Source organism: Xanthobacter sp. (genome assembly GCF_041911315.1).
Lineage (GTDB): Bacteria > Pseudomonadota > Alphaproteobacteria > Rhizobiales > Xanthobacteraceae > Xanthobacter > Xanthobacter aminoxidans.
Map to the genome: position 1 here is coordinate 49801 of NZ_JAYRPE010000083.1, position 11988 is coordinate 61788.

General features: G+C 67.1%; 10 protein-coding genes. 6 read left to right on the top strand and 4 right to left on the bottom strand.

Annotated elements, in window-relative coordinates:
* Window positions 1–65 precede the first annotated feature (65 nt).
* Genes ACE3QW_RS23665 through ACE3QW_RS23675 form a run of 3 tightly spaced genes read right to left on the bottom strand, consistent with a single transcriptional unit; the run spans window position 66 to window position 3014 of the window.
* The gene (locus ACE3QW_RS23665) at window positions 66–521 is read right to left on the bottom strand and encodes an HPr kinase/phosphorylase (RefSeq protein ID WP_374254435.1); all 456 of its coding nucleotides are present in this window, start codon (window positions 519–521) and stop codon (window positions 66–68) included.
* A gap of 2 nt (window positions 522–523) precedes the next feature.
* The gene (locus ACE3QW_RS23670; protein WP_374254437.1) at window positions 524–2284 is read right to left on the bottom strand and encodes a stimulus-sensing domain-containing protein; all 1761 of its coding nucleotides are present in this window, start codon (window positions 2282–2284) and stop codon (window positions 524–526) included.
* A gap of 31 nt (window positions 2285–2315) precedes the next feature.
* Window positions 2316–3014 carry a response regulator transcription factor gene (locus ACE3QW_RS23675; RefSeq protein WP_029557293.1) on the bottom strand — a complete coding sequence of 233 codons (699 nt, stop codon included), beginning with the start codon at window positions 3012–3014 and terminating at the stop codon, window positions 2316–2318.
* A 304-nt stretch (window positions 3015–3318) separates the two neighbouring features.
* On the opposite strand from ACE3QW_RS23675, the gene ACE3QW_RS23680 reads away from it, so the two are divergent.
* Window positions 3319–4035 carry a HugZ family protein gene (locus tag ACE3QW_RS23680; protein WP_374254440.1) on the top strand — a complete coding sequence of 239 codons (717 nt, stop codon included), beginning with the start codon at window positions 3319–3321 and terminating at the stop codon, window positions 4033–4035.
* Window positions 4036–4220: 185 nt separating this feature from the next.
* Window positions 4221–5834 carry a phosphoenolpyruvate carboxykinase gene (locus ACE3QW_RS23685; protein ID WP_029557291.1) on the top strand — a complete coding sequence of 538 codons (1614 nt, stop codon included), beginning with the start codon at window positions 4221–4223 and terminating at the stop codon, window positions 5832–5834.
* Between the two features lie 78 nt (window positions 5835–5912).
* On the opposite strand, the gene ACE3QW_RS23690 is transcribed toward ACE3QW_RS23685, so the two are convergent.
* On the bottom strand, window positions 5913–6326 hold the full coding sequence (locus ACE3QW_RS23690; RefSeq protein WP_024277697.1) for a MucR family transcriptional regulator: 414 nt from the start codon (window positions 6324–6326) through the stop codon (window positions 5913–5915).
* Between the two features lie 495 nt (window positions 6327–6821).
* Here ACE3QW_RS23690 and msrB point away from each other — a divergent pair, with 495 nt between their 5' ends.
* The 4 genes from msrB (at window position 6822) to lptG (ending at window position 11927) form a co-directional block, all read left to right on the top strand.
* Window positions 6822–7265 (top strand): peptide-methionine (R)-S-oxide reductase MsrB, encoded by a 444-nt coding sequence (gene msrB, locus ACE3QW_RS23695; RefSeq protein WP_024277696.1) that lies wholly within the window; start codon window positions 6822–6824, stop codon window positions 7263–7265.
* Entirely contained in the window at window positions 7255–9351 is a 2097-nt protein-coding gene (locus tag ACE3QW_RS23700) for a S9 family peptidase (protein WP_374254443.1), read from the top strand. Before msrB ends, ACE3QW_RS23700 begins: the two co-directional genes overlap by 11 nt.
* A gap of 138 nt (window positions 9352–9489) precedes the next feature.
* Complete coding sequence (locus ACE3QW_RS23705; protein ID WP_374254445.1) at window positions 9490–10827, top strand: LptF/LptG family permease; 1338 nt, start codon at window positions 9490–9492, stop codon at window positions 10825–10827.
* Between the two features lie 2 nt (window positions 10828–10829).
* Window positions 10830–11927 (top strand): LPS export ABC transporter permease LptG, encoded by a 1098-nt coding sequence (gene lptG, locus ACE3QW_RS23710; protein ID WP_024277693.1) that lies wholly within the window; start codon window positions 10830–10832, stop codon window positions 11925–11927.
* Window positions 11928–11988: the final 61 nt, after the last annotated feature.

Genomic DNA, 11988 nt, shown 5'->3' on the forward strand with positions numbered 1-11988 from the left:
TGCGGGACGGCCATATTCAGAGCGGCTCAAAAATTACGCAAGGGGTGCAACGCACAAAAGCACATTTAGTTTTCGTAAGCTCGCGTCTTGAGAATGCAAGCGATTACGACAGGCGCCAGGTCCAGGCTGAAGATCGGAGTTCTAGGGATTTCAATGCCTTGAATTTGTTCCCGAAGCTCGGCCGGGTCGGGCATGCGGACCATTTCCGATGCCGCCAGATCGACCACATGCCGCACTGCGACGGAGGAACGGTGCTCCATCCGCCTCACACCAATACCGCGCAACTCGATCAGCCCTGCAAGTAAAGGAGGCGGCCGGGCGATCAGCATACCATCCTCCACCGCAAGCACCACCCGGTCGTCCGCCACCAGCTCGGCCGGCGGCAGGGCGCGGGGGGCATCGAGGATGAGCCTCAGCGCCAGCATCGACTTGCCGGAGCCCGAGGGGCCGCGGATGAGAAGCCCCACGTCCCCCACGGCGACGCAGCTTGCGTGGATGGTGGGTGGCGCGGCCCCGGTCACGGTCAGCCGGTGGGCAGGCGCACGACGAAGCGCGCGCCGGTGACGTGGGGGGTGCCATCGGGATCGGTGGCGGTGCGGTTCTCGGCCCAAATGCGCCCGCCGTGGGCTTCCACGATCTGCCGCGAGATGGAGAGGCCGAGGCCGGAATTCTGGCCGAAGCCCTGGTGCGGGCGATCCGTGTAGAAGCGCTCGAAGATGCGCGAGAGGGCATCGGGGCGAATGCCCGGCCCGTCGTCGTCCACGGTGATCTCCGCCCCGTCCTTGAGGCGGCGGCAGGTGACGCGCACGGAACCGCCCTGCGGCGAGAAGGAGCGGGCGTTGGAGACGAGATTGTCCACCACCTGGCCGAGGCGCGAGGAATGGCCGGCGATGTTGTAGTCCTGCGGCGCCCCCGCCGCGCGATCGAAGGCGAGGGAAACGCTGACCCCGTCATCCTTGCGCACGTCCTGCGCGAGGCCGACCACCATCTCCAGAAGCTGCTTCAGGTCCACCGTCACGGCTTCCTGCCGCTGCAGCTCCGCATCGAGGCGGCTGGCGTCGGAAATGTCGGAGATCAGGCGATCGAGCCGCTTCACGTCATGCTGGATCACCTCCAGCAGGCGCGAGCGGGAGGAATCAGTCTTCGCGAGGGGCAGCGTCTCCACCGCGCTGCGCAGGGAGGTGAGCGGATTCTTCAATTCGTGCGCCACATCCGCCGCGAAGCTCTCGATGGCCTCGATGCGGTTGTAGAGCGCGCTCGTCATGTCGCGCAGGGCGCCGGAGAGGTGGCCGATCTCGTCGGCGCGGGCGGTGAAATCGGGAATTTCCACCCGGGTCTTGATGCGCCGGCGCACCCGCTCCGCCGCGGCGGCGAGCTTGCGCACGGGATCAGCGATGGTGCCGGCGAGCAGCACGGAGAGCAGCACCATCACCGCCGCCGCCACCAGGAACACGCGGACGATGACGAAGCGCTCGGCCTTCACCGCCGCATCGATCTCGCCGCTCTGGGTGGAGAGCAGCAGCACGCCGAGGATGGCGCGGAAGCGCTGGATGGGCACGGCGACCGAGACCACCACCTGCCCGCGCTCATCCACCCGCACCTCGCTGGCCTTGGTGCCGAGCGCGGCGGAGGCGACTTCCGGATAGTTCTTGCCGGCCTGCGGCCCCATCTCGCGGTAGAGCGGCAGGTCGCCACGGCCGAGCCAGAGCTGGATGCCGAGCCACGCGCGCTCCAGGAAGCCGGGCTTGGGCTCATTGGGCGAGGGCAGGTCGAAGCGCAGGATCTCGCCGCGGGAATAGAGCGAGCGGGAATCCAGCAGCAGCTGGCCTTCCCGGTCATAGATGCGGGCGCGGGTGCGGGTCGGGCCGACGAGGCGGCGCAGCACCGGGGCCACGCGCTCGGGATTGATGGGGAATTCCAGCGGCGCGAAGCCGTCCTCGGGGCCGTAGCTCTCGCCCGCCTGCAATTCCAGCAGGCGATCGGGGTCGAGCGTGATGGCGTTGGTCTCGACCTGCGCCGAGGAGGCGATGGCGGCGGCGATGATCTCGCCCTGCACCAGAAGGCTCTGGATGCGCGCGTCGATGAGGCCGGAGCGGAATTCCGAGAGATAGAGGATGCCGGAGACCAGCGCGCACAGGCCCGCGAGGTTCAGGAGCACGATGCGCCGCGTGAGCGACGAGAAGCCCTTGAACGCCACGAAGCGGCGCACGCGCCGAACGGTGGCGAGAATGCCCGCCGGCTCGCTCGGACGCTCCAGCGGCGCCTCGTTGGTCTCGACCGTCATGTGGTGCCGAACCTGCCGCGCGCGGCCCGGATCACTCCTTGAACCGGTAGCCGACGCCGTACAGGGTCTCGATCATCTCGAACGAATCGTCCACCGACTTGAACTTCTTGCGCAGCCGCTTGATGTGGCTGTCGATGGTGCGGTCGTCCACATAGACCTGATCGTCATAGGCCGCGTCCATGAGGGCGTTGCGGCTCTTGACCACGCCCGGGCGCTGGGCGAGCGCCTGGAGGATGAGGAACTCGGTGACGGTGAGCGTCACCGGCTCGGCCTTCCAAGTGCAGGTGTGGCGCTCGGGGTCCATGCGCAGATTGCCGCGCTCCAGCACCTTGGCGCTGTCCACCTCGCGCGGGGCGGCGCCGTCCTTGGCGCCGGCGCGGCGCAGCACCGCCTTCACCCGCTCCACCAGCAGGCGCTGGGAGAACGGCTTCTTGATGAAATCGTCGGCGCCCATCTTGAGGCCGAACAGCTCGTCGATCTCCTCGTCCTTGGAGGTGAGGAAGATCACCGGCATGTCGGTCTTCTGGCGCAGGCGGCGGAGCAGCTCCATGCCGTCCATGCGGGGCATCTTGATGTCGAGGATGGCGAGGTCCGGCGGGTTGGTCTTGAACCCGTCCAGGGCCGAGGCGCCGTCCGTGTAGGTGTCGATGCGGTAGCCCTCCGCCTCCAGAGCGATGGAGACCGAGGTCAGGATGTTGCGGTCGTCGTCGACGAGGGCGATCGTGGGCATGACACCTCTTTAAAGCCGTCCGGAAAGCGGACCGTTGAACACGGGCCTTCAAGCCAGCCATCTGTTGCGGCCTCTCACTGCGGTGAACCGCGTTCGCGTGGCCGAAATGTGACACACAAGACTCGATCGACGCAAAATAGCGGGATTCTCCACCGACACCAAATGGCGGCCGCCGAATACCCTTAATCAAGCTTTCCCTTTCCGTGCGTCCCTTACGGAAGGTTCGGGCGTCCGGTTGCGCTCCTCCCCTTGCGCCCGGCCGCCGCGCCGGAGCATCGTGGCACCGCCCCGCAGGAGGAGCCCCATGACCAAGCCGTCCGCGACCGCCGTCCGCCACCTCGTGCGCGAGGCCCGCTTCGGCGCCCTTGCAACGCTGGAGGCTGACGGCGCGCCCTACGCCTCTCTGGTGGCAATCTCCACGGACCCGGAGGGCCGCCCGACCCTGCTCATCTCCCGCCTCGCCCGGCACACCCGCAACATCGCGGGCGATGCCCGCGTCTCCCTTCTTGTCTCGGCGGCCGGCGCCGAAGACCCGCTGAACGCGCCCCGCGCCAGCCTCATCGGCCGCATCGTGCCCGCCCCGGCCCCGGAGGTCCGTGCGCGCTATCTCGCCCGGCACGAAGCGGCGGCGGGATATGCGGATTTCACGGATTTCGCCTTTTACGCCATCGACATCACCGAGGCGCACCTGGTCGAGGGCTTCGGCCGCATCGTGGACGTGCCGGGGGAAAAGCTGCTCACCGGCTGGCAGGGGGCGGAGGCGCTGGCCGAAGGGGTGGACGGCGTGATCGCGCACATGAATGCGGACCATGCCGATGCCGTGCAGCTCTACGCCACCGTGCTCCTCGGCGCGCCGGAGGGCGACTGGCGCCTGCTCTCCCTCGATCCCGAGGGGTGCGAGCTGATCTGCGGCGATCTCGTGCGCCGGCTCGACTTTACCAGACGGGTGGAAGACCTTGCTGCAGTGCGGCAAGAACTGGTGAAGCTGGTGAACGACGCACGGCGTGGAACTCCGGCCTGAATTTAAACGTTTAGCCTCCGTTTGTCGGAGTTTCCTTGGCGCTCAACTCCCTCTAGCGTGCGCGACGCGGCTTCGAGGGATGCGCAAAGACGTCCCCGGCCCGACACCGCCCGCATAACTCTACGAGAGCGGGACGGCGGATGAATGCCGGCGTCACGCCGGCGGGAACTGTGGAGGAATCTTCCGTGCTCGAAACCGGTCACCGGAACAGCGCCTGCGGCGCGGACACTTTCGGCCTCAAGCATCTTACGGCGGTCCACTGGAATCTGCTCGAGCCCGAGCTCTACGAGCATGCGCTCGCGCACAAGGAAGGGCACCTGTCCTCCGGCGGCGCGCTGATGGCCGAGACCGGCGCCCACACCGGCCGCAGCCCCAAGGACAAGTTCGTGGTGCGCGACGCCACGACCGAGGGCGAGGTCTGGTGGGACAACAACGGCGCCATCACGCCGGAGCAGTTCGAGACGCTCTATCAGGACTTCCTGAAGGAGGCCGAGGACAAGACCCTGTTCGCGCAGGACCTTTATGGCGGCGCCGATCCGGCCTCCCGCATCAAGGTGCGCGTCTATACCGAGTTCGCCTGGCACTCCCTGTTCATCCGCACCATGCTGCGCCGCCCCGAACGGGCCGAGCTGGACGGCTTCGTGCCGGAGATGACCATCATCGACCTGCCGTCCTTCAAGGCCGACCCGGCGCGCCACGGGGTCCGCTCGGAAACGGTGATCGCGGTGGACTTCACCCGCGGCATCGTGCTCATCGGCAACTCGTCCTACGCGGGCGAGATGAAGAAGTCGGTGTTCACCGCGCTCAACTACATCCTGCCGAAAAAGGGCATCATGCCCATGCATTGCTCGGCGAACGTAGGCGACGCGGGCGATGTCTGCCTGTTCTTCGGCCTGTCGGGCACCGGCAAGACCACGCTGTCCGCCGATCCCAACCGCACGCTCATCGGCGACGACGAGCACGGCTGGAGCCAGGACGGCGTGTTCAATTTCGAGGGCGGCTGCTACGCCAAGACCATCCGCCTCTCCGCCGAGGCCGAGCCCGAGATCTTCGCCGCCTCCAACCGCTTCGGCACGGTGCTGGAGAATGTGGTGCTGGACAAGGTGACGCGGGTGCCGGACTTCGACGACGGCAGCCTCACCGAAAACACCCGCTCCTGCTATCCCCTCGCCTTCATCCCCAATGCCAGCCCCACCGGCCGCGCGGGGCAGCCGAAGAATGTGGTGATGCTCACCTGCGACGCCTTCGGCGTGCTGCCGCCCATCGCGCGGCTGAGCCCGGCGCAGGCCATGTATCACTTCCTCTCCGGCTACACCGCGAAGGTCGCGGGCACCGAGAAGGGGGTGAAGGACCCGGAAGCCACCTTCTCCACCTGCTTCGGCGCGCCCTTCATGCCGCGCCATCCCTCCGTGTACGGCAATTTGCTGCGCGATCTCATCGCGGAACATGGCGTGGACTGCTGGCTGGTGAACACCGGCTGGACCGGCGGCAAGTTCGGCACCGGGCGGCGCATGCCCATCAAGGTCACGCGCACGCTGCTCACCGCCGTGCTGGACGGTTCGCTAAAGGGCGCCTCCTTCCGCACCGACCCCTATTTCGGCTTCGAGGTGCCCACTTCCGTGCCGGGCATCGAGCCGCACATCCTCTATCCGTCCAAAACCTGGGCGGACAAAGCGGACTTCGACGCCACCGCGCGCCGCCTGGTGAACATGTTCCGCGAGAACTTCGCCCGCTTCGAGACCCATGTGGACGCCGCCGTGCGCGACGCCCAGCCCCAGGTCCGCATTGCCGCCGAGTGAGCGGCGGCCTTCGCAGGCTCCAGACGCAAAAAGGCCCGGCGCGTTGCGCCGGGCCTTTCCGTTTGAGAGGGAAATGCTTCAGCCGCGACGGCGCTGCTGGCCGAGGCCCATCTGCTTGGCGAGCTCCGAGCGGGCGGCGGCATAGTTCGGGGCGACCATGGGATAGTCGGCCGGCAGGCCCCACTTCTCGCGATACTGCTCGGGGGTCATGTCGTAGCGCGTGCGCAGGTGGCGCTTCAGCGACTTGAACTTCTTGCCGTCCTCCAGGCAGATGATGAAGTCCGCGTTCACGGAACGCTTCACCGCCACCGCCGGCTTGAGCGGCTCGGCGTCGGCCGGCGCCTCGCCGGTGCCGAGGCGCGTGAGCGCGTTGAAAACGTCGTTGATGAGGGCCGGCAGCTCGGCCGCGGCAACCGTGTTGTTGCCGACGTAGGCGGAGATGATATCCGTCGCGAGCTCGATGAAGGCCGTCTGTTCCGTGGTGTCGCTCATGGGACCTGCTTCGCGTTGAGATGGCGTGAGATGACGAATGCGCGGTCGGTCAGGTTTCGCGCTTCCGAACAATCAGGACATGCAATCGGCGGGCGGATCGGGAGAACTCGGCGTATGCGATCAAGGTGGGGTCCAGTGCTGCCAAGGCACCACCAGGACGCTTTCGCCGCGCCCCGCTGCGCTCGTCCGCAGACACACAGTGTACGAACCTCGGACAGTGTACGTACCCTGAACAGTCGCCCGCGCACGGATGCTGCGAAGACGGCTATAAGTCCGTGTTAGTTTCGTGTTTTCAACTTTGCAACCGATATTTCCGCAATACGGCTCGTCTTCTTGATTTGTCGCAATATCGCAAATCTGCACTACCGGCCCGGCGTGCTGCCGCCCAGGCCATCCCGCCCCTCGATCCACCCGCGCGCATGTGTGATCGCATGCAGCCTTGCCGTCGCCATATGGAATGCCTACCTCTGCGACAAATCAGACTGGGGTTCTTCCATGTCCACCTCTGCCCCTTCCGACGCGGACCACACCAAGGTCGTGAAGAGCGAAAGCGAATGGCGCTCCTGCCTCACGCCCGAGCAGTTCCGAATCGCCCGTCAGGCCGGCACCGAGCGCGCCTTCACCGGCCCCTACTGGGACGAAAAGCGCGCCGGCCTTTATTCCTGTGTCGCCTGCGGCACGCCGCTGTTCCGCTCCGAGAGCAAGTACAATTCCGGTACGGGCTGGCCGAGCTTCTTCCAGCCGGTGTCGCCGGAGGCGGTCGTGACCCATGAGGACGTCTCCCACGGCATGCGCCGCATCGAGGTGCGCTGCGCATCCTGCGACAGCCATCTCGGCCATGTCTTTCCGGATGGCCCGGCGCCGACCGGCCTGCGTTTCTGCATGAACGGCACCGCCCTCTCCCTGAAGCCGGACGACGGGGCAGACCGTGGCGTCTGAGCCGCCGCGCGCCCCTCGCCGTCCGTCGACCCGCACCGTCCACGGCCTTTCCCTCACCGACGACTACGCCTGGCTGCGCGCCGACAACTGGCGCGCCGTCATGCGCGACCCGTCCGTGCTCGACGGCGACATCCGGGCCTATCTCGAGGCTGAGAATGCCTATGCGGACGCTTGGTTCGCCCCGCTCGGCGATCTCAAGGGGAAGCTGGTCGCCGAGATGCGCGGGCGCATCAAGGAGGATGATTCCTCCGTGCCCGCGCCGGACGGCCCCTTCGCCTATTATTCCCGCCACCGGGAGGGGGGCCAGCACCCCCTCGCCTGCCGCAAGGCTTTGCCGGACGGGGAGGAGGCCATCCTCCTCGACGGCGACAAGGAGGCCGCGGGCAAGGCCTATTTTCACTTTGGCCACTGGCGGCACAGCGCCGATCACCGCCGCCTCGCCTATTCCGCCGACACCTCCGGCTCCGAACTCTATTCCCTTCGCGTCCGCGACCTCGCGACCGGTGCCGACCTTCCCGACGCCATCGAGGAGACCACCGGCGACCTCCTGTGGAGCGCCGACGGCAGCGTGCTCTATTACATCCGCCGGGATGCCGAGCACCGCCCGTCCCTCGTCTTCCGCCATGTCCTCGGCACGGCGCCGGAGACGGACACGCTGATCTACGAGGAGCCGGACAAGGGCTTCTTCGTCTCGCTGGGGGAAACCCAGTCCCGCCGCTACGGGCTGATTGCCTGCGGCGACCACGAGACGTCCGAGGTCCACCTTCTGGACCTTCAGGACCCGGCCGCCGCCCCGCGCTGCATCGCGCCACGCACCGAGGGCGTGCGCTACGAGGTGGAGCACCACCCCGACCTTGGCGGCGTCGATACCCTGATCTTCCTGACCAATGCGGACGGTGCCGAGGATTTCAAGATCACCACGGCCCCCGTCGCCACGCCGGGGCGGGAGCACTGGGTTGATCTCGTCCCGCATCGCCCGGGCTGCATGATCCTGAGCCACACGGTGTTCAGCGGCCACATGGCGCGCCTTGAGCGCGAAGGCGGGTTGCCGCGCATCGTCATCCGGGCGCTGGCCGACGGCGCGGAACACGCCATCGCCTTCGACGAGGAGGCCTATGCGCTGGGCATGTCGGCGGGATACGCCTTCGAGACCACCCAGTTGCGCTTCACCTATGCCTCCATGACCACCCCGTCCGAGGTGTGGGACTATGACATGGCGAGCCGCCGGCGCGAGATGCTGAAGCGGCAGGAGGTGCCCTCCGGCCACGACCCGGCGCATTATGTGACGCGCCGCCTGATGGCCCCGGCGCCGGACGGCGAAACCGTGCCGGTCTCCCTGCTCTACCACAAGGACACGCCGCTCGACGGCTCCGCCCCGCTGCTGCTCTACGGTTATGGCGCCTACGGAATCACCATTCCCGCCGGCTTCGCCACCAATCGCCTGTCGCTGGTGGACCGTGGCTTCATCTATGCCATCGCCCATATCCGCGGCGGCACGGACAAGGGCTGGCGCTGGTATGCCGACGGCAAGCTGGCGAAGAAGACCAACACCTTCACCGACTTCATCGCCGCGGCGGAGCATCTGGTCGCCGAGGGCTTCACCCGGCCCGAGCGCATCGTCGCTCAGGGTGGCTCGGCGGGCGGCATGCTGATGGGGGCGGTGGCGAATCTCCGGCCCGACCTGTTCGCCGGCATCGTCGCCGAGGTGCCGTTCGTGGACGTTCTCACGACCATGCTGGACGACACCCTGCCGCTCACCCCGCCGGAATGGCCGGAGTGGGGCAATCCCATCGCCGACGAAGCGGCCTTTCACCGAATCCGGGGCTATTCGCCGGTGGATAATGTGAAGGCGCAGGCCTACCCCTCCATCTTCGCCCTCGCCGGGCTCACCGATCCGCGCGTCACCTATTGGGAGCCGGCGAAATGGGTGGCGCGGCTGCGGGCGGCGGATACCGGAGCCCGGCCGATCCTGCTGCGAACCAACATGGATGCAGGACATGGCGGCGCCGCCGGGCGGTTCGACCGGCTGGACGAGGTCGCCCTCGTCTACCTCTTTGCCCTGAGAACGGTTGGCCGCGCCGGCTGAGGCGTGGCCATTCACAGGGGAAGAGCGAGCCTTTCCCCACGGACATTTGCGCGGCGGGCGGCTTCCGGCTATCCAGAGCGCGCTGTCGATCGACATGCGAGTGAGGGGGCGGCTCCGCGCATTTAAAGGCATGCTGTGATGGGCCGTCTGGATCGCTACATCTTCTCCACGGCGGCTGTCGCCTTCCTGGGGGTCGTGGTCGTGCTCGCCGGGATGATCTGGGCGACGCAGGCGCTGCGCCAGCTCGATCTGGTGACCAGCCAAGGCCAGACCATCATCGCCTTCATCGCCATCACCAGCCTCACCATGCCGACCCTGGTGCTGGTGATCGCGCCCGCCGCTTTGTTCATCGCCACCGCCTACACCCTGCTGAAGCTCAACGGCGACAGCGAGATCGTGGTGATGGCGGCCGCCGGCATGGGGCCGTGGCGCCTGCTGCGCCCGCTCATCCTGCTGGCGATTCTCGTCTCCCTGTTCTGCTCCTCCCTCGCCGTCCATGTGGTGCCGGCCAGCCTCACCAGCTTCCGCGAGCAGGTGACGAAGGTGCGCGCGGACGTGGTGTCCTTCGTCGCCCAGCCCGGCCGCTTCGTGAACCTGACGCAGGGCCTCGTCTTCCACGTGCGCGAGCGCTCCGCCAACGGCGTGATGCGCGGCATCTTCATCAATGACGCCCGCGAGAAGGAGGTTTCCACCTACCTCGCGGATCGTGGCCAGATCGTCGAGAGCAAGGCCGGCATTTTCCTAGTGCTGGAGAACGGCTCCATTCACCGGCGCGGCGGCGACCTCTGGAAGACCGAGGCGACACCCCAGCCGACCCCCGAGGAGGCCCGCGCCGCCGCCCGTGCCAAGCTCGCCGCCCAGAACGGGGGGGGACAGGCCACCAAACCCGCCGATTCGTCCGCGCCCGCCCCGGCGGCTCCCGCAACCCCGGCCGGTGACCAGAAGCAGGGACGCTCCGACAGCAAGGCCGCCAATTCCTCGGTGGTGGAGTTCCAGCGCTACGCCTTCGATCTGTCGTCGCTGGCGCCGGACAACAAGGGCGTGGACATCAAGCCCATGGAGCGGCCGCTGTCCTATGTGATGAACCCGCCGGCCGAGGACATGTACGTCCGCTTTTTCCCCGGACGATATCGGGAGGAGCTGCACAAGCGCCTCTCGGCGGGGCTCTATCCCATGGCCTTCTTCGCCATCGCCGCCGCTGCGCTCGCCCAGCCGCGCACGACCCGCCAGAGCCGGGGCGCGGCGCTCACTGCCATCATCCCCGCCATGGGGCTGGTGCAGATCGGCAATTTCGCCATCGCCGGTCAGTTGAAGGCCAACGCCGCCGCGGTGCCGCTGATCTATGCGCTGCCCATCGTCACCGTCATCATCTGCGCCATGGTGCTCCAGGGCTGGATCCGCCTCGCGCCGCCGGCAGCGCTGACGGCGCTCGGCGCCTCCATCCGCGCGCGATTCTCGCGGCGGGCAGCGGCCTGACGATGATCGGACGCATCCTCGGCTTCTATTTCGCGCGGCGCTTCGCGCACGCAGTGGCGGTGATCTTCCTGTCCTGCGTCACGCTGATCGTGCTCGTGGACTTCCTGGAGATGGCCCGGCGCACGGCGGACCGCGAGCAGGTGACGGTGAGTCTTCTCGCCCTGCTCACCCTCTACCGTGCCCCCGCCTTCACCGAGCAACTCCTGCCCTTCGCCGTGCTGTTCGGCGGCATGGTGACCTTCGTCATCCTGTCCCGCCGGCTGGAACTGGTGGTGGCGCGGGCGGTGGGGCTTTCGGTCTGGCAGTTCATCACCCCGCCGGTTCTGGTGGCCTTCCTGGTGGGCGTCTTCGCCACCTGCGTGTTCAACCCCATCTCCGCCGACTTCAAGGAGCGGGCCAACCAGATCGAGGGCGACATCTTCGCCAGCGGCGGCGGCACCCCCGGCTTTACCCAGGGGAAGAAAGACTTCTGGATTCGCCAGCAGAGCGTGGACGGCCAGTCCATCATCCAGGCGCAGTCCTCCCGCCAGGGCGGCCGCGTGCTGTCGGGCGTGGTGATTTTCGAGTTCGATCCGGCCGGGAACTTCATGGAGCGTGTGGAGGCGAAATCTGCAACCTTGGGAGATGGTGCATGGATTCTTACCGGCGCCAAGGTGCTCGTTCCGGGCCTCGACCTTGCTTCCTATGATACCTACCTGATCGCCACGAAGCTGGACCCGAAGCAGATCCAGGATTCGCTGATCGCCCCGGAAACCGTGTCGTTCTGGCAACTCCCGTCGGCTATTCGCAGTGCAGAACAATCCGGCTTCGGCGCGGAAAAATACCGTTTGCAGCTCCAGAGCCTTCTCGCAAAGCCGTTTCTGCTGGTGGCAATGGTCCTCATTGCCGCGGTCGTGGGCCTCCGCGTGTTCCGCTTCGGCGGGGTGGGCCAGACGATTCTCGGTGGCGTGCTTGCGGGCTTTCTGCTTTATGTTGGGACCAAGCTCGCCGAGGATCTTGGTGAGGCTGGAATCGTTCATCCCGTTGCTGCTGCGTGGTTTCCTGCAGTGACCGGGATTTTGTTGGGGGCGCTCATTCTGTTGCACCGGGAGGACGGATGACGGTCGGGCATCCCCCCGCCGTAGGGATGACTGCCAAGGGCCTTCGCGCAGCGGCGCGGGG